14 protein-coding genes and 1 riboswitch are annotated in these 20,343 nt (G+C 55.7%); of the genes, 8 read left to right on the forward strand and 6 right to left on the reverse strand.

Going from position 1 to position 20,343, the window contains the following annotated elements; all coding sequences use genetic code 11:
- Window positions 1-147: 147 nt before the first annotated feature.
- Window positions 148-1,047 carry a LysR substrate-binding domain-containing protein gene (locus G497_RS0111295; protein ID WP_027188220.1) on the reverse strand — a complete coding sequence of 300 codons (900 nt, stop codon included), beginning with the start codon at window positions 1,045-1,047 and terminating at the stop codon, window positions 148-150.
- Window positions 1,048-1,254: 207 nt separating this feature from the next.
- On the opposite strand from G497_RS0111295, the gene G497_RS17940 reads away from it, so the two are divergent.
- The 7 genes from G497_RS17940 (at window position 1,255) to G497_RS0111335 (ending at window position 11,590) form a co-directional block, all read left to right on the forward strand.
- The gene (locus G497_RS17940; protein WP_084516251.1) at window positions 1,255-2,298 is read left to right on the forward strand and encodes a TDT family transporter; all 1,044 of its coding nucleotides are present in this window, start codon (window positions 1,255-1,257) and stop codon (window positions 2,296-2,298) included.
- Between the two features lie 431 nt (window positions 2,299-2,729).
- Window positions 2,730-3,353 (forward strand): LutC/YkgG family protein, encoded by a 624-nt coding sequence (locus G497_RS0111310; protein WP_027188221.1) that lies wholly within the window; start codon window positions 2,730-2,732, stop codon window positions 3,351-3,353.
- Between the two features lie 279 nt (window positions 3,354-3,632).
- Complete coding sequence (gene ldhH, locus G497_RS0111315; protein WP_027188222.1) at window positions 3,633-5,783, forward strand: L-lactate dehydrogenase (quinone) large subunit LdhH; 2,151 nt, start codon at window positions 3,633-3,635, stop codon at window positions 5,781-5,783.
- Between the two features lie 260 nt (window positions 5,784-6,043).
- Window positions 6,044-7,438: an FAD-binding oxidoreductase gene (locus G497_RS0111320; protein WP_027188223.1), complete on the forward strand. Its 1,395-nt coding sequence runs from the start codon at window positions 6,044-6,046 to the stop codon at window positions 7,436-7,438.
- Between the two features lie 8 nt (window positions 7,439-7,446).
- Complete coding sequence (locus tag G497_RS0111325; RefSeq protein ID WP_027188224.1) at window positions 7,447-8,736, forward strand: (Fe-S)-binding protein; 1,290 nt, start codon at window positions 7,447-7,449, stop codon at window positions 8,734-8,736.
- A gap of 505 nt (window positions 8,737-9,241) precedes the next feature.
- Window positions 9,242-11,122, forward strand: a complete 1,881-nt coding sequence (locus tag G497_RS0111330; protein WP_027188225.1) for a hypothetical protein — start codon at window positions 9,242-9,244, stop codon at window positions 11,120-11,122.
- A 150-nt stretch (window positions 11,123-11,272) separates the two neighbouring features.
- Window positions 11,273-11,590: a PilZ domain-containing protein gene (locus tag G497_RS0111335; protein WP_027188226.1), complete on the forward strand. Its 318-nt coding sequence runs from the start codon at window positions 11,273-11,275 to the stop codon at window positions 11,588-11,590.
- A 403-nt stretch (window positions 11,591-11,993) separates the two neighbouring features.
- Here the strand turns inward: G497_RS0111335 and thiE are convergent, their stop codons facing one another.
- From thiE to thiS, 5 genes are all read right to left on the reverse strand, one after another.
- Complete coding sequence (gene thiE / locus G497_RS0111345) at window positions 11,994-12,635, reverse strand: thiamine phosphate synthase (protein WP_027188227.1); 642 nt, start codon at window positions 12,633-12,635, stop codon at window positions 11,994-11,996.
- 32 nt (window positions 12,636-12,667) lie between these two features.
- Window positions 12,668-13,339: a sulfur carrier protein ThiS adenylyltransferase ThiF gene (gene thiF, locus G497_RS0111350; protein WP_034637706.1), complete on the reverse strand. Its 672-nt coding sequence runs from the start codon at window positions 13,337-13,339 to the stop codon at window positions 12,668-12,670.
- An 83-nt stretch (window positions 13,340-13,422) separates the two neighbouring features.
- Entirely contained in the window at window positions 13,423-14,661 is a 1,239-nt protein-coding gene (gene thiH / locus G497_RS17945; protein WP_084516252.1) for a 2-iminoacetate synthase ThiH, read from the reverse strand.
- Between the two features lie 10 nt (window positions 14,662-14,671).
- Window positions 14,672-15,505, reverse strand: coding sequence for a thiazole synthase (locus G497_RS0111360; protein WP_051258076.1), 834 nt, complete (start codon window positions 15,503-15,505; stop codon window positions 14,672-14,674).
- Between the two features lie 43 nt (window positions 15,506-15,548).
- Window positions 15,549-15,773 carry a sulfur carrier protein ThiS gene (gene thiS, locus G497_RS0111365; RefSeq protein WP_027188230.1) on the reverse strand — a complete coding sequence of 75 codons (225 nt, stop codon included), beginning with the start codon at window positions 15,771-15,773 and terminating at the stop codon, window positions 15,549-15,551.
- Between the two features lie 215 nt (window positions 15,774-15,988).
- Window positions 15,989-16,104: riboswitch (TPP riboswitch) on the reverse strand.
- A gap of 383 nt (window positions 16,105-16,487) precedes the next feature.
- Between thiS and carB the strand changes: the two genes are divergently transcribed.
- On the forward strand, window positions 16,488-19,751 hold the full coding sequence (gene carB, locus G497_RS0111370; RefSeq protein WP_027188231.1) for a carbamoyl-phosphate synthase large subunit: 3,264 nt from the start codon (window positions 16,488-16,490) through the stop codon (window positions 19,749-19,751).
- The last annotated feature ends 592 nt before the right edge of the window (window positions 19,752-20,343 follow it).

Consider the following 20,343-nt stretch of genomic DNA (forward strand, 5'->3'; position numbering starts at 1 on the left):
AGAAACAACAGGCTGGCGCGGCGGCACGCCGCACAAACTTACGCGCTATCACATTGAAAATACTGGATCCCCGCCTGCGCGGGGAAGACGGTGCTAAATCCATGGCGGCGGCACGCCGCACAAACTTACGCTCTTCCACCTCTTGTCTCAAACAACTTCATTCCCCCCCGGCCTCCACTTCCGGCAGAATGCCAAAAACTGATCCATGCTGATGGAGTGGTGTTTCCTCCTGTGGTAGCACAGCGAAAGCTCCCTTGGAAACGCGCATTGTAAATGCACCAACGCGCACTGGCTGCGGAACGTCGGCCCCGCTGCCATAAGCTGCGAGGTAAACGTAAGCCCAAGCCCTTGCCCCACCAGGCCCAGCACCGCACCGGGTGAGCTTACCGTTAGCGCCACAGAATACGGGGCCACCAGTGGCGCTAATTTATCATCAAAGGCCCGGCGCGTGCCGGAACTAGGCTCGCGCAACACCCAACGCTGCCCGCGCAACGCTTCTGGCGGGTGCGGCCCCCCTTGGGTTAAGGGGTGCCCTTTGGGGGCCACCACCACCATGTCGTCATGCAACCACGGTTCAAACACCAGTTCCGGGTAGTGGTGGTCTTCCCCTTCCAGCAGGGCAGCGTCCAGGGCAAAGGCCCTGACCAGTTCACAAATTTTGCTGCTGTTGGCAATGTGCGCCCCTGGCAACCACAGGCTGGTGCGTTCAAATTCTGCCAGCAAGCTTGGCAATAAATATTGCCCAACGGTTTTGCTGGCCCCTACTTCCAAAAAACGCCCTGCGGCATCTTCGGTAAACAGCAGGGAAATATCCTGGCTGCGGTGCAGCAGTTCATCTGCCAGTGGCAGTAGTCGTTCCCCTTGGTGGTTCAGCCGAATGCGCGGGTGCACCCGTTCAAACAGGGGCACCCCCAACTGGCGTTCCAATTCGTGCAAGGCCTGGGAAACAGCGCCTTTGGTCATAAACAGGGTTTCTGCAGCCTTGCCCAGGTTTTCAAACTGGGCCACCGCACGAAATACCTGTAATTGCTTGAGGGTAAAATTCATTGCCGCACTGCCTTAAATAGAGGGGTGTCGTCGCCGTATGTTTAGTTATTCTAAACGCTATGTCAAAGTTATTTCGATATGCTGTATACTTATTTTCGTCCATGATGTCCACATGCATCAGGTCCACATTGCAAGTTGCCTGCCTGGCAGCGCCTGCAACGACCCATGCCGCTTTTATACACAAATACCGTTCCAGGAAGAAATATTATGTGGCAATTTTTCCGTACTCACTGCGCGTTCATTCCCACCCCTTTGGCGGGGCTTGCCCTGGGCATTGCCAGCCTGGGCCTTGGGCTTGAAAATACCCTGCCCTTGCACAGTGTAGGCCAAGGCCTTGGGGCCATTGTTGCCTCGTGCCTGCTGTTGTGCCTTGCCAGCAAATTTACGTTGCACCCGCACATTATATGGCAAGAGCTGCGCCACCCCGTGCTTGGCAGTATTTTACCCACTTTTTCCATGGGGCTTATGCTTGTTTCCAAGGCACTTTCCATGCTGCACGCAGGGGCAGGGCAGGCCATGTGGCTGTTTGCCGTGGCCTTGCACCTTGTGTTCATGGTGGTGTTTGGCTGGCACCGCCTGCGCGCCCTGGACTTGCAGCAAATGGTGCCAAGCTGGTTTGTGCCCTTTGTGGGCATTATTCTGGCAGCGGTAACCTTTCCTGCCCCGCATTATGCCCCCTTGGCAAAGGCTTTGCTCTATTTTGGTATGCTGGCATATGCGCTTCTTTTACCTGTTATGGTGTACCGGCTCATGTTCATGCGGGAAGTGGCAGACGCAGCCAAGCCTACCCTGGCCATTATGGCTGCCCCGGCCAGCCTTTCCCTTACTGGCTACCTCATGATAGAACCGGAACCTTCCCTGTTGCTGTGCGCTGTGCTGCTTGGCCTTGCCCTGCTCATGACCTGCGCTATTTATCTGGCATTTTTCAAACTGCTGCGCCTGCCTTTTTCCCCGGGGTTTGCTGCTTTTACCTTTCCCATGGCTGTGGGGGCAAGCGCCCTGTACAGGGTGGCCCTGCACCTGGAAGCGTACCCCATGGCGGCACGGTATGTTGCCCAGTTGCGCACCCTAGCTGTAGCAGAAACAGTGGTGGCAACCCTTATTGTGGGGTATGTGTGCCTGCGCTACGCCTTGTATTACGCCCGGCCTGGTGGTTTTTTGGAACACACCATGCTGCGGTTGTGGGCTGGGGTGTGTGGGCATGGCTGGCACCTGAGCACTGCGGGCTCTGGTGGAAAGAAAATGAAATAGACCCAATACCCTTTGCCCATGGGCAAAGGGTGGGCAACGTTACAGCAGCTCCTGTTCAGGGGCTGCTTTTTTTGGGCCTGTTACTTGGTGGCAAGGGCAGGCGGGCAGGGGCGTGTAGATATAAAAAAATTTCTTAGCTATGGGGGGCAGGGAGTAGGCTGCCAATGCGATTTAAAATAGTCGGTATTTTAAGAAGGAATTTCTGGTTCTTGTGTTCGCAGAGGGAATCAAGTACAATTCCCCCCAAGGGCAACCTTGGAAGGATAGAGCAGAAAAATGATGCAGCCCATAGGTTTTACTGTTTTCTGCGCAAGGCCACATGCATTTGTTTGCGGCCCAGTTCTTTTGGGTGCGTGTTTTGCGCATTGGCATGTAGCGGTGGCTAACCCCCTTTCAGGTTTTCATTCACTTTTTCTCAAGGATAGTGCTTTATGACTGCAACCCCCCTTGCGTCGCTTTTTATGGAAAAGGCCAACGCTGTAAGCATTAGCGTAACTGAAGTTGCCAGCATGGCAGATGTTTTCTCATATGCACTGCATTTGTGTAAAGAAAAGGAACCGTACCAAAACCTGTTGCCCAAAGGGGTGAATTCCACCACTGTGGCTGCCAAACCAGCAGACCTGGGTGATGCACAAAAGGTTATTGCTGCGCCCGGCCTTGCGGAAGAAGACCTGAAGGCCTTGCAAAAACTTGGGGAAAAAGAAGGAATACTTGTTATTTCTTGTGGTTTGCGGAATTTTGTGGCCGGGCTGGATGTAAGCGTGACCATGGCCACCATGGGCATTGCGGAAACCGCCACCTGTGTGCTGGATTGTTCCGATGAAGAAGTGCGCCTTGCTTCCATGCTGTGCGAAGACCACGTGATGGTGTTGCCCAAGTCTGTTTTGCAGCAATCGTCGTTTGATGTGGAACAGGCCATTGAAGCGTTGCAAAAGAAGGGCCCGCGGTTCATTAGCTTTATTTCCGGGGCCAGCCGCACGGCAGACATTGAACGGGTGCTTGCCCTTGGGGTGCACGGTCCGTTGCAGTTGCACGTGCTGCTATTAGAAGCATAAAATAAGTGTGCCTTGCCGATGCGGCAGGGCAAGTAAACGGCTCATTTTTTTCTCCTTCGGCCTTGGGCGCTCTTTTTTCAGGCAGCCCCGCCGGAAGACCTTTTACAGAAACGCTGAGTTATTCCGTTTGGCTACGTTACTCTCTGTTTTTTCACGCGGGGCAGGACCGAAGAGTCCAGCACCCACCTGAAAAAAAGTTCGTGCCTTGCCAAACAAAAAACTGAGCGTTTCCAACAAGCTGATGAGTGCATCCATAACTTCTTCTACAGGAATTTCGCCATGCAAACAGCATCGAATTTGAAAGAATACCGTAAGGAACTGCAAGAGGCCCTGGATAACGAATTCCTCCGCACCGCCATGGACAAGTTTGCCGTGGCCTATAAAAGCAACGTGAACAACGTTTTTGCCGGGTTAGACCGCAAAGCCATGATTGCTGAAGTGGCAGCCGCCAAAGATGCTGCCATTCAAAACCAGGAAGCCCTTTTTGCCGAATTTAAAGCCAATGCAGAAAAAAATGGGGTGCATGTGCACCTTGCCCGCACTGCGCAGGAAGCAAACGAACTGATTGCCAGCATTGCCAAGGAAAATAACTGCAAAAGAATTATTAAATCCAAGTCCATGACAGCAGAAGAAACCCTGCTGAACCATGTGCTGGAAGATGCCGGTTTTGAGGTGGTGGAAACAGACCTTGGGGAATGGATTATTCAGATGCGCCATGAAGGGCCAACCCACATGGTTATGCCTGCCATTCACCTTTCCCGCCACCAGGTGGCAGAGCTGTTTACCTCCGTCACCAAGGAACAGCAAAGCGACGACATTCAGAAACTGGTGAAGGTTGCCAGAAGGCAACTGCGCCGCTATTTTGCCGAAGCAGACATGGGCGTAACCGGGGCAAACTTTGCCCTGGCCGATTCCGGCACCATTGGCATATGCTGCAATGAAGGCAACGCCCGCCTTACCATGACCTTACCGCGGGTACACGTTGCCATTTGCGGGCTGGACAAACTGGCCGCCAGCCTGAATGACGCCCTGAAAGTGGTAAAAATTCTGCCCCGTAACGCTACCGGGCAGGCCATTACCAGCTATGTGAACATGGTGACCGGGGCCAATGAATGCAAGGGCAACCCGGAAGATAAAAAAATAATGCACATTGTGTTTCTGGATAATGGCAGAAGTGCCCTTGCCAAAGACCCGGTGTGCGGTGAAGTGCTGCGCTGCGTGCGCTGCGGCGCTTGCGCCAACGTGTGCCCTGTGTACCGCCTGGTGGGCGGCCACCAAATGGGTCACATTTACATTGGGGCCGTTGGCCTTATTCTTACCTACTTTTTCCACGGGCGGGAAAAGGCCAAGCAGTTGATACAAAACTGCATTAACTGCGGGGCCTGCAAAGACATTTGCGCCGCAGGCATCGACCTGCCCGCCATTATTCAAGAAATACGTGCCCGCCTGAATGAAGAAGAGGGCGCCCCCATAGAATCTACCCTGCTGGGCAAAGTGCTTGCCAACCGCAAGCTGTTCCACACCCTGCTGCGCTTTGGGCGCTATGCCCAAAAGCCCATTACAGGCAACACCCCCTATTTACGCCACCTGCCCCAAATGTTCATGCGCGGGCAGGAATTCCGTGCCTTGCCGGCCCTTGCGCCAAAGCCCTTCCGCGACATATGGGATGAGGTAAAAAGGAATAACCCTGTGCAGCCCAAACTGCGCGTGGCCCTGTTTGCCGGGTGCGCCCAGGACTTTATTTACCCGGAACAGCTTGTGGCAGCGGCAAAGCTGATGCAGGCCAAGGGCGCTGCCCTGGAATTCCCCATGGGGCAGTCCTGCTGCGGCTTGCCTGTGCAAATGATGGGTGAACGCAAGGCAGCGGAAGACGTGGCCCAAATGAACGTGCATGCCTTTGATGTGGCCAAGTACGATTACATTGTTTCCATGTGCGCTTCCTGCTCTTCGCACATCAAGCACAGCTACCCCAGCCTATTGAAAGGACAACCTTCCGAACAGGTTGCCGTGCAGCAAATGGTGGATAAAATGACTGATTTTTCCAGCCTGTTGCACGACGTGCTGGGCTACACGGAAGATGACTTCAAAAAAGGGCAGGAAGCGGTAACCTACCACGCCCCGTGCCACCTGTGCCGTGGGCTTGGGGTAACCAAGCAGCCACGTGACCTTATTGCGGCTGCGGCAGACTATAAGCCCAGCGCGGAAGAAGATGTGTGCTGCGGGTTTGGTGGCTCTTATTCCATCAAGTTCCCGGAAATGTCTTCGGCTACTTTGAAGCGGAAACTGGATAATATGGAAGCTTCCGGTGCAAGCGTGCTGGTAACAGACTGCCCTGGCTGCGTGATGCAAATTCGCGGCGGCGCAGAAAAGCGCGGCAGCAAGGTAAAAGTGCAGCACCTCGCTGAACTTTTAGTGAGCAAAATGAAGTAACTTGGTGTGTCACAACGCTTTCTGTTGAGCTTTGTGGCACATTGCATTTTTTTGCCTGGCAGGGGGCAGTGTCATTTTCTTGTGGCATTGCGCCCTACCTGGCATCTTTGTGCTGTTAGGCAATGCCCGCAGTAAAACGCAGTTGTACGATGGTTCTATACCTGCTGTGTGCCTTGTCTATTGCTGCGGTATACCTTCCAGCGAGGAAGGTTTGGTACGAGTATGTTCTTTTTACAACCCCATAGCCTTGAGGTTCGTTTATGACAAAAGTAAGTGCCGCTCTTGTTAAAGAGTTCCAGAGCATCGTTTCAGAACAGAATGTCTTCGTGAGTGAAGCTGAGCGGATGGCCTATTCCTATGATGCCGCTGTGCTTGAGCCTGTAATGCCTGCCATAGTGGTCGCCCCAACAGATAAGGAACAGCTTTGTAAAGTGGTGAAGCTGGCCTATGAAAACGATATGCCCATTACCGTGCGCGGTTCTGGCACCAACCTTTCTGGCTGCACCATTCCCAGTGCGGAAGGAAATGCCATTGTTATTTTGACCAACCGCCTCAACCGCATTCTGGAAATTAACGAGCAAGACCTGTACGCCGTTGTGGAACCGGGCGTGGTAACGGCCCAGTTTGCCGCCACCGTGGCCCAAAAAAATCTCCTGTACCCGCCAGACCCAGGTTCCCAGGCTGTTTCCACCCTTGGTGGCAACGTGGCCTGTAACGCAGGGGGCCTTCGCGCGCTGAAATACGGCGTGACCAAAGACTACCTTATGGGCATGGAATTTGTGGATTACAACGGTAATCTCATTAAAAGCGGTTCCCGCACTGTAAAATGCGTTACTGGCTACAACATGCCCGGCATGATGGTTTCTTCCGAAGGCACCCTGGGTGTGTTTGCTGAACTCATTGTGAAGCTTGTGCCCCCCCCAAAAGCTTCCAAGGCCATGATGGCTATTTTTGACGACATCAATCAGGCTTCTGAAGCTGTGGCAGGCATTATTGCCGCCCACATTGTGCCCTGCACCTTGGAATTTTTGGACCAGGTAACCCTGGAAACAGTGGAAGCTGCCACCAAGGCTGGCCTGCCTGTGGATGCCGCCGCTATTCTGCTTATTGAAGTAGACGGTGGGCACGTGCAAATGGTGGAAGATGACGCCGCAGAAGTGGTAGCCATTTGCCAAAAGTGCGGTGCCCGCAGCGTGGATATGGCAAAAGACGCTGCCCACAAAAACAAGCTGTGGGAAGCCCGCCGTGCGGCCCTGCCTTCCCTTGCCCGTGCAAAGCCCACCACCGTGCTGGAAGATGCCACAGTACCCCGTTCCCAAATTCCGGCCATGGTTGCTGCGGTTAATGACATTGCCAAAAAATACGCGCTGCGCATTGGCACCTTTGGCCACGCTGGCGACGGCAACCTGCACCCCACCATTATGTGTGACCGCCGCGACAAAGAAGAATTTAAGCGTGTGGAAGCTGCGGTGGATGAAATTTTTGACGTGGCCCTGAAGCTGCAAGGCACGCTTTCCGGTGAGCACGGCATTGGCATTGCCAAAGCCAAGTGGATGGAAAAAGAAACCAACAAGGCCACGGTGGATTTTTCTAAAAACCTGCGCCGCGCCCTTGACCCCAAATACCTGTTTAACGCAGGCAAAAAAGTCCTGTAGGGGGGAGCATGGCAGACGTAAAACAACTAGTTTCCATGCTGCAAGAGCTGGACGATAACCTTGTGGGGTGCATGCGCTGTGGCATGTGCCAGGCTGTGTGCCCTGTATACGGGGCCACGTTTCAGGAAGGGGACGTTACCCGTGGTAAAATTGCCCTTTTGGAAAACCTAGCTGCTGAACTGGTGGAAAACCCCCAGGGCGTGAGTGAAAAACTGAACCGCTGCCTATTGTGCGGTTCGTGCCAAGCCAACTGCCCTTCCGGCGTGAAGATTATGGATATCTTCCTGCGGGCCAGGGCTATTTTGGGAACGTACCAGGGCTTTAACCTTGTGGAGCGCGCCATTTTCCGCGGTGTGCTGCAACAGCCTGGGCTGTTCAACAGCCTGCTGGACATGGGCTCCAAGTTCCAGGGCCTGTTTGTGAAAGATGCCAGCAACGTGGTGGGCACTTCCTGCGCGCCGCTGTTCAACAGCATTATTGGCGACAGGCACTTCCCTAAACTTGCCAAGGCACCCCTGCACCAAAAGTATGCCTCCCTGGACATTCCCGCCGGTAAAAGCGGGCTGCGCGTGGCCTTTTTCCCTGGCTGCGTTACAGACAAAATGTTCCCCAATGTGGGGGAAGCCTGCCTGAAAGTGTTCCAGCACCATGGGGTTGGGGTGTTCATGCCCAAAAACCTTGCCTGCTGCGGCATTCCTGCCCTTGCCTCAGGCGACAGAACCGCTTACGACAAGCTGGTCACCGCCAACCTGGCAAAACTGGCCCAAGGGAATTTTGACTACTTGGTCACCCCTTGTGGCACCTGCACGGCAACTCTTAAGGAAATCTGGCCGCTTATGGCAGATTCCTTGCCAGCAGACCAGCGTGAAGCCATTAACCGCCTGCACCATAAAATTATGGACGTGACGGCGTTTGTGGTGGATGTGCTCAAGGTCACTTTGCCCGAAGCCCAAACCGGCGGGAAAAAGATTACCTACCACGATTCCTGCCACCTGAAAAAGTCGCTGGGTGTGGCGGCGCAGCCGCGTAAGCTGCTGCAAAGCAACAGCAACTATGAGTTTGTGGAAATGGCCGAAGCCGACCGCTGCTGCGGTTCCGGCGGCAGCTTCACCCTGAAGCATTACGACCTTTCCAAAACCATTGGCCAGCGCAAGCGCGACAACATTGTGCAATCCGGTGCACAGGTTGCCGCCGCAGGCTGCCCTGCCTGCATGATGCAAATGATGGACATGCTTTCCCACAACCACGATAACATTGCTGTGAAGCATGTTATGGAAGTGTACGCCGAAAGCCTGTAGCTTCTTGGAAACGCTGATTTATTCCGTTTGGCTATGTTATGCCCATAAAGCCGACAGCAGTCGCGAGCGTTAGCGAGCTGTGGAGTGAGGGCGGAGGGTGCGGGTGGCTTTGCTGCCCGCACATTTACCCGAAGCCCGAGTGGATAAAGGAAACAGTCGAGGACAGAAGAGTTGACTCGGCCCGTCCTGGGCCTCGGCCTTCGGCTCCCGCCCTGCGGACGGTTTCCAATTCCGCTTTCCTGCGGAATTGTCACTCCTGCTTCAAAAAAATCTTGTGCCTTGCCAAACGAAAAACTTAGCGTTTCCAAACTTTCCTTAATCAATGGGTTTTGAGGTTGCTAAGGCCTTAATTTGCCCCCGCATGGTAACCCGTGCGGGGGCGTTTTGCATTCCTCCGGCAGGAATTTCAACAGGCCGAAGCACATGACAAAAACCGCTGCTTGCGGTAAGATGTATTCTGTTTTCTGCGTGAATTACGTATGTTGTGTGGAATAAGGAGTGGTGTATGGCCCCCAAATTGACTGAACTGGATGCGTTGCGCCTGCGGGCACAGCAACACCCTTGCACGCAAAGCAGGGAAGCCCTGGCCCAGGGCCTTGTGCAGGCTGTGCTTGCCGCCCGTGAAAAGGCCCACGTGCCTGCCGTGAATGCGTTGCTGCAAGAACTGCGTGAACTGGCTGCTGCCCATGGGGAACAAAAGGCGTATGAAGCGTTGGGGGGTGCCCTGTTTCAGGCCCTGTGTACCCACCTGTATGTGGGGGAAGCAGAAATAGCGCAGCACTGTTTGCAGGAATTGCGCAGCCTGTTCCAGCAGCAGGGGGGCACTGCGCTGCTGCTGGAGCTGGCTGAAGGCGTGTTTGAAATGGTAAGCGACAGGAGCCTTGCCGACGACCACATGGGGGTGGAAGAATTACTGGATGAATTGCAACAGCTTTCGCAGCAGTACGATAACCCCAAGGTACACAAGGCCCTTGCCAGCGGCCTGTTCAATGCCCAGTATGACCACTTTGCCCGTGAAAACACCCAGCCTGCGCTGGCCTGCCTGGCAGGGTTGCGTGCCCTTGCAAAAGGGCGTGGCACACCAGAAGTGCGGGTATTGCTGGCCCGCGGGCTTTATAATGCTATTTATTCCTACAGCCTTGCAGGGGAAACGGCCATTGCTATTGCCTATGTGAAGGAACTGGAAGCCCTGGCCACCGCCCACAACGACCCGGAGGTGCGGGCAGCCCTGGGCAGTGCCCTTTTCAGCATAAACAACGATGCCTTGCAAAACAGAAATCCATTGGGAACGCGCTATTGCCTGCAAGAATTGCGGCAATTGGTGCAGCAGCACGATGAGGCCGCCCTGCGCGCTTCCCTGGCAAGTACCCTGCTGGCTACCTATAATGCCTATAGCATTGCAGGCGAAGCCCTGGGCATGGAACAGGTAATGCAGGAACTGCGTGGCCTTGCCCACAAACATGCTGAGCCGGGCGTGCTAGAAGAATTTGCAAAAATGCTGTGTAACGGGTTGTGTGCCACACTGGAAGCAGAAAAACACAGTGTGCAAGAACCAGTTCACGGTATGACACAGGCCTTACCCCGCAAAATGCTTACAGGCCATGCAGGGCCGCAGGCGGCAGAAGCCCTGCTGCATGAACTGGCTGCCCTGTGCCGTAAGCATAATGATGCGCAGGTGGCGGCGCAATATGCCCATGGGCTAACGGCTGCCATGGCTGGGCCGTGCATGCAGGGCTACATGGCTGTTGCCAAGGGCCTGTTGCAGGAACTGCGTGTGCTTGCAGGGCGCTTTCCCACCCCTGTGGTGCAAGGCGCTCTGGCTGAAGGGCTTGTAAGCATGCAGGCCTGCCACCTTGCCCAGCAAGGCCATGGCCGGGTTGTGGCAGGCATGACCATGCTGCCCCAGGCTTCTCAAACGTTTTCTGCGGGCAGTGCAATACACATTGTCTCTCCGGCAGAGCAAGACCATGGTTTTTTCCTGTTGTTGGAAGAGTTGCGCAGCCTTGCACAGGTCTGCCCAACCCCTGCCTTGCAGGAAGAACTGGTAAAAGGCCTGGTGAATGGCCTTGCCTATGTGCCCAAAGCCGGGGGCACTGCCCCTGCCAGTGGCATGTTGCTGAAAGAATTGCGTGCCCTTGCCACCCCGGCCTGCCCCCAGGCTTTGCAGGTGCTGCTGGGGCAGGGGCTGTATAACGCGGCCCGAACCGCGCACATGGAAGAAGCAGTGCGTGAAGCCCTGGCCTTGCTGCAGGAGGCCCAAGCCATTGTAGAACCGCTTAGGCAGTTTGATGCGGAATTGATGGATGTGTATGGCAACATTGTGGCAGAAATTGCTGCCATTGAGCAGGTGTATGGAACGCTTCCCCAAAGTACGGTGTTACAATAATCAACGCGCAAATTGTCTGGAACGGTGATGTTTTTTTGCCTTTTCCCCCAAAGGGATAAGCACGTACAGGCATGTATGCCATGCACTACAGAGTATTGACAGTGCGAAGTTTACACGCCATAGTAACAAAATCACTGTAAAGGAGCGTACATGGAACGCAGAGGCCATACCCGCATTGCCTTAGACCTGCCCTATTTTATAGAACTTCAGTTTCCGGGGTTAGACCCGGTTAGTGCTATTCTTATGGACGTCAGCTCTGGGGGGCTTCAGGTTGCCCTGCCGCCTCAGTTTCCAAACCCCTCGGCATTACAGGGGCTACTTGCTCAAATACTGCATTTGCCTTTTTGTGGTTCCCGGCCTGTTTCCGGGTGTGTGGCCTGGGTGTACCAACAGCAGTTGGGGGTGCAGTTTGCCACGGCCCTGGAGGCGAACCCCGTGGACCTTGAGGCATTTGCACAATCTTTGTAGACGTTTTTGTTTGTTCTTTCCCTGCCCCTGAAAATTTCCCCCTTTCTGTTTTTTAGCCTGCCTCTTTTTTTGCCTAACCCCAACTGTTATTCCTTTTGGCATTTCTTCCGTTGTGCCAAGATCCGGCTTGCTGCGCGCAATTTAGTGGCGTAGCAGGCCGGGGCTTCTGATTTCAGTTGTTGGGTAAAAGGGCAGCGCAACTCCCTTTACAACCTTCGGGTAAATGTGCGGGCAGCAAAGCCACCCGCACCCTCCGCCCTCACTCTACAGCTCGCTAACGCTCGCGACTGCCGTCGGCTTTATGGGCATAACAACGCCAAACGGAATAAATCAGCGTTTCCTTAACAAAGTGCTCATGGGGAAACATCGTATTGGGCACTATTGTGGCACGGTGCACATGACGTTATTTGTCAGCCTGGGCCATGGTTGCCCGCACGTGCGCCACTTTTTCTTCAATAGTGTCTGCCCCTACCAGTTCGGAAACAAGGCAGCAGCAGGTGGCCCCAGCAGCGACAACGCTTGCCACGTTGTGTTCCTTAATGCCCCCAATGGCCACAAAGGGAATGCTGCTGTGCTTGGCGGCATGGCGCACATAGTCCAGCCCCACCGGGGCGCACACGTTCTTTTTGGTGTTGGTGGCAAACACCGGTCCAACGCCCACATAGTTTGCCCCCTGGGCAATGGCCTGGGCCAACTGGTTTGGCCCGTGGGTGGAAACGCCAATAATGCGCTCTGCCCCCACCAAACTGCGCACTGCTGCCACGGGCAAATCTTCCTGCCCCACGTGCACGCCGTCGGCATCCACCAGCAGGGCAATGTCCACATGGTCGTTCACAATAAAGCACGCGCCTGCTTCCTGTGTCAGGCGGCGCAGCAGGCGGCATTCTTCCAGCATAATGCCTGCGTCTTTGTCTTTTTCCCGGTATTGCACAATGCGCACCCCGGCCCGTAGTAAGGCGCTTACCACGTGTTCCAGGCTGCGCCCTAAGGAAAGGTTGTTGTCAGTTATTGCGTAAATATCAGTAGTGGGGAATGTGCGTTGCATAGAGGTTCCTTGTATATGTGTGGATGTGCGGGTCAAGGGGCGTCACGTCCCTTGCAGGGGGATTGGGGGACAGCGTCCCCCAATAGGTAATGAAGCACGGCATCCGCTTGCATAGCCGCTGCCCAGGTGACCCTTGGGGCCATGGGCGGGGTTGCCCCTTCTGCCGGGGTGGTAAAGTCCCCCACCATAATGGCGCGGCTGCCCAGGCGGCGTGCTTCCAGGGGCGGGCCACCCCAGCCCCCCAGCCCGGAAGCCCCCACGTAAAATGCACCGCTGTGGCGTAGCGCTGTGTAACACATTGCTTTTGCTTCTGGCTTGTCCAGGGCTTCCACCACCACGGTGCAGCCTGTAAACACAACGGCGGTATTGTCCTGTGTAAGCCGCTGGGGCACTGGAGTAAGCTGCACGCCTGGGGCCAGCAGGGCTAGCTGTTCTGCCAGGGCTTCCACTTTCAATGTGCCCACATGGGCAGGCCAGAACATCTGCCTGTTAAGGTTGGAAGGCTCTACGGTGTCGTCATCTGCCAGCACCAACGCCCCCACCCCGCTGCGCACCAGCATGGCTGCCACGTTGGAACCAAGCCCACCGCAGCCTGCAATGCCAACTTTTGCAGCCGCAAGCCGGGCACGCTGGGCAGGGGAAAGGTGCTTGGCTAACCCTTCCTGCAAGGCGTTGGGGGGAGCGGTGTGGTGGTTATGTTTCATGTTGCAGTTTCCTATACTGAGGCTTTTGTACAAGAGAAATTAATGCACTTTACTTGTGGAGGCTCTGCCTCCCCATAGAAAAGTCAAGAAACTTCATTCATGTTCCCAAGGGCTGTGCATACGGCCTTGGGAAGCGGGGCTTTTTCTAGAGCCAATAGCCAGTCGGCCAGTATGGGTTGGTAGCCTTGTGCTTCCACGGCCTGCATCATTTCTTCCACGCTGCGCTCATCAGCAATGGCAAACTGGGGGGTATTTTCGCCGTTCTCTTCCAGGGTATGCCCCCCCACGCGGGTGGAAACCCCGGCAGAGAGTTTGGTCACCCCAAGGGGCAGCAGGCATTCGCGCAGGTGGGGTGCTTCCCGGCTGGAAAGGGTAATGCCTACTTGCGGTAAAAAGCAGCGCAGGGCGGTTATAATCTGCACAAAGGCGGCGTCTGTAACCGGGGTGGTGGTGAAGGCGGCATTGCCTTCAGCCGGTTCTGTGCAGGGGCGCAGGCGCGGCAGGGAAACGCTTATTTCCGCTTCCGGGAAGTGCTGCTGCATGTAGCGCACGTGCAGCACAAGGCGCAGCAAGTCGTCTTGCCATGCTTCCAGCCCCAGCAGGGCCCCAAGGGTTACCTGGCGCATGCCTGCCTGCAGGGCGCGCTCCGGTGCCCCCAGGCGGAACATGTAGTCGCGCTTTGGCCCGGCAGGGTGCAGGTGGGCATATAGCGCTTCGTTGTACGTTTCCTGAAACAACGTCATGCTGCTGGCCCCGGCAGCCACCACGGTGCGGTATTCTGCTGTGTGCATGGGGGGCACTTCAATGCCAATGGCAGGGAAGTAGCGGGCCAGAATACCAACACAGTCCGCAAGGTAGGGTGCCCCTGTCAGGCCGGGGGCGTCGCCCGTTAAGGCCAGCACACTGCGCAGCCCTGTAGCATGAATGGCCTGTGCTTCCGCTTCCACCTGCTGGGGGGTAAGCATGTGCCGGGCAATGCGCCGCTTGGTGCTGAACCCGCAATACAGGCAACGGTTAGTGCAGTGGTTGGCAAGATATAAAGGCGTGAAAAACTGCACAGCCCGGCCAAAATGCTGTTGGGTGAGCGTTTTTGCCTTGCGGGCCATTTGCTCCAAAAATGGCTCTGCCGCAGGGGAGAGCAGCGCCTTGAATCCCTCCAGGCTTAAGGGCGATTCGTGCAAGGCGGCTGCCACCTGCTGCGGGGTGTACTGCGTAAACCATTGGGGGGGCAAGGTTGCTTCTGCCTGCTTGAGCACGGCATAAAAACCGGGAATTGGCGTATTGTGTGCTTGTTCCTGTACCTGCTTCGGTGGCTGTGCCATGGTGCGTTCCTTATTCTTTGGCAGGGCTGTGTAAAAAGCCTGTCAGGCTTTCTTCCTGGGGTGAGGAAGCCGCAGACCCTTCATGCAGCACCCGGCCCACGCCCGCGCAGTAAGCGGCGCGGCCTGCTGCCACGGCAGTGCCAAAGGCTTTTGCCATGCCCACAGGGTTGCCTGCCACGGCAATGGCGGTGTTCACAAGGCAGGCTGCGGCTCCCATTTCCATGGCCTCGCACGCCTGGGAAGGGCGGCCTATGCCTGCATCCACAATAATGGGCAGGGCTATTTCTTCCAGCAAAATGCCGATCATTTCCCGCGTTGCCAGCCCGCGGTTGCTACCAATGGGGGAACCAAGGGGCATAACCGCAGCAGCCCCGGCGCTTACAAGGTCGCGGGCCACGTACAAATCGGGGTTCATGTAGGGGAGCACCACAAACCCTTCTGCTGCAAGTATTTCAGTAGCTTTTGCTGTGGCGTAGCCGTCTGGCAGCAGGTGGCGGGCGTCGCGGATAATTTCAATTTTAATCCAGTTGCCGCACCCGGCAGCTTTGGCAAGGCGGGCAATGCGCACGGCTTCTTCCGCTGTGCGCGCGCCGGAAGTGTTGGGCAACAGGCGCATGTGCTTTGGAATGTGCTGGAAAATACCGGCCTGTGCCCCGCTCATATCCACCCGGCGCAGGGCAACGGTTATGACCTGCGCGCCGGAAGCTGCTGCCACCTGGGGGATAAGGGCGTCTGCCCCGTACTTGCCAGTGCCAATAAACAGGCGGCTGTGCAGGCGTTCCCCACCAATAATCAGGGCGTCGTCGGCCGGGGGGGTGGGAGTGTGGGAATTTGCCGGGGTCATATTCTGATCCGCAGCCATAGGTGTGTGCTCTGGGTGGGTCATATCAACCTCCTCCTACAAAATGAATAAGTTCCAGCACATCACCCGCTTCCAGGCTGCATGTGGCCCATGCTTCCTGCGCAATAATGTGCCCGTTGCGTTCCACCACCAGCGCGCCGCTTGCCGGGGCCAGGGTACTTACCAGTTGTGCCAGGGTTGTGGGGGCAGCACAGGTGTGCGGCTGCCCGTTGACTATAAGTTCTAAAGTGTGCGCTTTTTGTGTCTGCATGTATGAATCTCCTTCTTTTCCGCTCGGGCTTCGTGGTGGTGCTTCGGCGGTAAAGCCGCCTTCGCCCTCCGCCTTCGCTCCACGGCTCGCTACGCTCGCGACTGCCGTCGGCTTTAGGGTGAAGCAACACCGCCAAACGCAAGAAATGGACGTTTCCCAATAAAAAAAGGGGGCTGCCTGACGACAGCCCCCGAAGGTGCATATACGCGTACCCCTTGTGGTGCGCTCAGCTTTCCTACGGCAGCATTATCTGCGTCAGGTTCAAGGGGTAAGGAATACTCCACTCTCAGCCGTCCCATGCAGTGCATGCCCGGCTCCCCCAGCGTAAAATGCCCAAATGGTGTGTTCATTTTGGGCTATTTCTATTGGTATATCTCTTTGCCGCAACAGTCAAGGTGCTGGCGGCATGAAGTAAAAAAACGCTGGGCTGATTATTGTTCTTGCCAAATTGCCGCCAGAGGGGCTATAAAAAATCGCTCGGACACGGCAAACCAGCCGTGACAACAAGCGCCCTTGCAGTGGCAAACACCTGGCAATGCAACAGTACGCTCGCCCAGGAAAAAGCAACTTGGTACACAAGGGTGTACGTATTTATTCACGGAAAAAGACAGAGTGGACGAGCCACTCTGTCTTTTTTTGTTGTTCGAGTCGCATCCACTGCTATTTGTACGGCTTCGGGTGTGTGGTGGTAACGTATAGCCTAAAGGTTTTGTTATGCCCAAGAGAACAGATTTCAAGCGCATCATGGTCATTGGCTCCGGGCCCATTGTTATCGGGCAGGGCGCAGAGTTCGATTATTCAGGCACCCAGGCGGTAAAAGCCCTGAAAGAAGAGGGGTATGAGGTAATTCTGATTAACTCAAACCCCGCAACCATTATGACAGACCCTGAGTTGGCAGACAGGACGTATATTGAGCCTATTGAGCCAGAAACAGTCGCTGCCATTATTCGCAAAGAGCGACCAGATGCCCTGCTGCCCACCATGGGGGGGCAAACAGGCCTGAACACCGCCTTGAACCTGGCGGAAAGCGGGCTGCTGGAAGAATGTGGGGTAGCGCTTATTGGGGCAGACAGCCACACCATTGCTACGGCAGAAAGCCGTGAACTGTTCCGCGACTGCATGGACAGCATTGGCCTGAAAATGCCGGAGTCCATTATTGCCCGCAATATGGATGAAGTACGGGCCGCAGCCGCAACCATTCCCTTCCCCATCATTATGCGCCCTGCATTTACCCTGGGCGGGGCAGGAGGCGGCATTGCTTACAACCGTGACGACCTGGAAGAAATCGGCGCTGCTGGCCTTGCCGCCAGCATGAAGCACGAAGTGCTGGTTGAGCGCAGCGTGCTGGGCTGGAAAGAAATTGAAATAGAAATTATTCGCGACCGGACAGACACCTGCATTATTGTGTGCACCATTGAAAACTTTGACCCCATGGGCGTGCACACGGGCGACTCCATTGCCGTGGCCCCTGCCATGACCCTTTCGCCTGAAGAAATTGAAAAGGTTATTCAGGCTTCCAAAGATATTATGCGCGCGGTGAACATGGTGGGCGGTGCTAACGTGCAATACGCCATGCACCCGCAAACCGGCGAATTGATGGTTATTGAAATGAACCCCCGCGTTTCGCGCTCTTCTGCCCTGGCTTCCAAGGCCACCGGGTTCCCCATTGCGCGGGTGGCTGCCATGCTGGCCGTGGGTTATTCCCTGAGCGAGCTGAACCTGTGCGGCGACAACCGCACCCTGGCAGACTATGTTCCTGGCAGCGATTATGTGGTGGTGAAGGTGCCACGCTTTGCTTTTGAAAAGTTTGCCGGAGCTAAAGACGAGCTTACTACCTCCATGCGTAGCGTAGGGGAAGCCTTGAGCCTTGGGGCCACGTTCCAGGAAGCCCTGCAAAAGGGCCTGCGTTCACTGGAAGTGGGTGCTGCCGGGTGGTGTGCCAATTTTGGCAATGCCGTGCCAGACCGCAAAGACATTGTGCCCCTGCTGCGCAAGCCCAATTCCCAGCGTGTTTTTGCCCTGCGTGACGCCATGCGGGCAGGCATGAGCATTGAGGAAATCAACGAAGCTTCCTTCATAGATCCCTGGTTCCTGGGCCAATTGCAGGAACTGGTGGTTATGGAAGACAAGCTGAAGGGCTTTGCCCTGGCAAACTCCATGGATGCCACCAACCCGGAACTGCAAGCGCTGATGGTGGAAGCAAAACGCAAGGGCTTTTCCGACGCCCAGCTTGCCGCCATGTGGAAGCGCCCGGCAGCCGACGTGCGTACCCTGCGCAAATCCCTGGGTATTCTGCCTGCCATGGAAGCTGTAACAACCTACGCCCGCAAAAAAGAAGGGGGCGCCAGCGCCTACTATTACTCCAGCTACAGGCAAGACAGGGCACAGCCCACCCCTGAGGCTGGTAAAAAAGTAATTATTCTGGGGGGCGGCCCCAACCGCATCGGCCAAGGGGTAGAGTTTGACTACTGCTGCTGCCACGCGGCCTTTGCCATGCGCGATGTGGGCGTTACCTCTATTATGGTGAACTCCAACCCGGAAACGGTTTCCACCGACTTTGACACATCCGACAGGCTCTACTTTGAGCCCCTGACCTTTGAAGATGTGATGAACATTGTGGAGCGCGAAAACCCGGACGGTGTGATTGTGCAGTTTGGCGGGCAAACCCCACTGAACCTGGCTGTGCCCCTAATGCGGGCTGGCGTGCCCATTATTGGCACAACACCCGACGCCATTGACAGGGCAGAAGACAGGGAACGCTTCCAGGCCTTGCTGCAAAAGCTGAACCTGCGCCAGCCAGCCAACGCTGTGGCCCTGACGGTGGAAGAAGCCCTGCACGCTGCCAGCCAAGTGCATTACCCGGTTATGGTGCGGCCTTCCTATGTGCTGGGTGGGCGTTCCATGCGTGTGGTGTATGACGACGAGCAAATGCGCACCTACTTTGCCGATGTGGTGGGCAGCACCATGCCGGAACACCCCATACTTATCGATAAGTTCCTTGAACACGCCACGGAAGTGGATGTGGACGCCCTTTCCGATGGTAACGAGGTGTATGTTGCCGGGATTATGGAACACATTGAAGAAGCGGGCATTCACTCCGGCGACTCTGCCTGCGTATTGCCCCCGCACACCCTTTCCCCTGCCATCCAGGCAGAAATTGCCCGCCAAGCCATTGTGCTGGCAAAAGAACTGCGCGTTGTGGGGCTTATGAACATTCAGTTCGCCATTAAAGACGGTCTGGTGTACATTTTGGAAGTAAACCCCCGTGCTTCGCGCACAGTACCGTTTGTTTCCAAGGCCACAGGGGTGCCCCTGCCCAGCCTTGCCACCCAAATTATGCTGGGCAAAACCCTGCATGACGTGCTGCCAGGGGTAACTGCTGAGGGCGCACTGGCTGGGGCCAAAAAGCGCAGCTACTTCTCCGTTAAAGAAGCGGTATTCCCCTTTAACCGCTTCCCGGGTGTGGATATTCTGCTTGGACCTGAAATGCGCTCCACCGGGGAAGTGATGGGCGTAAGCAATGACTTTGACGAAGCATTCCTCAAAAGCCAGCTTGCAGCCGGGGTGCGTTTGCCCAAGGAAGGCAAGGTGTTTATTTCCGTGAATGAACGGGACAAAGCCCACATTGCGCCTGTGGCCAAGAAGTTCCACGAACTTGGGTTTATTCTGCTGGCCACTTCCGGCACGGCGAAGTTGCTGCGCGAAGCAGGCTTCCCTGTGGAAACGGTGCTGAAAGTGTATGAAGGCAGACCAAACATTGTGGACCAGATCAAAAACAATGAAATTGCACTGGTTATTAACACAGCTTCCGGTAAGTTGACGGTGCAGGATTCTCGCGCCATCCGGCAAAGCACATTGCTGTACGGCGTGCCATACAGCACTACCCTGGACGGAGCCAAGGTAATGGCGCAGGCCATTGCCGGGGCAAGAGCCAGAGGGTTGAACGTGTGCAGCTTGCAGGAGTTTTATAGCGAGTAAGTTTGGTGATTAGAGAGAAGAGAAGAATAAAGGCAGGGGGAGAGTGTTCCCCCTGCCTTTTTGTTGTAAGAGGGGGTGGCGCGGGAGGTTTTGCGGCGTGCCGCCGCGTCAGCCTGTTGTTTCTTGTTTTGTTTGCCGCTCCGCTTGGGTTAGGGGGCCCTTGTGCGGCCCCCTAACAACCCCACACCCACGGGGTTGCCCCCCGTGACCCCGGTAGGTTACGGCCCGCGCTCAGTAGATTTGTTCCGCTCACTCGAAGACTCGTACGCTACACAAATATATTCGCGCGGAAAAACACCGTGCCAAGCGAGGGCGAAGGGGCGCTTATCGGTTACTTGTTGCGAGAAAATACTGTGCCACAAAAGGTAATAGCTACAGTATAGGAAAGCGACACCTAAACTACCGCACTCCGCATGAGTGGGCGGGCGCAGCAAAGCGCGCGTAGGGTGGGGGAGGCTCTGAAAATTACCTATAAGGTGCGGCGAAGACGCCGCGATAGCCCAATTCCTTACCCATTGCCAGCGCCCTGGCCTTCATATATAGTCATATGTATATTTGCTCGTTGCCCTGCACCGCCAACTATCCGGGGGCC

It is taken from the genome of Desulfovibrio cuneatus DSM 11391 (genome assembly GCF_000430005.1).
GTDB classification, from domain to species: domain Bacteria; phylum Desulfobacterota; class Desulfovibrionia; order Desulfovibrionales; family Desulfovibrionaceae; genus Frigididesulfovibrio; species Frigididesulfovibrio cuneatus.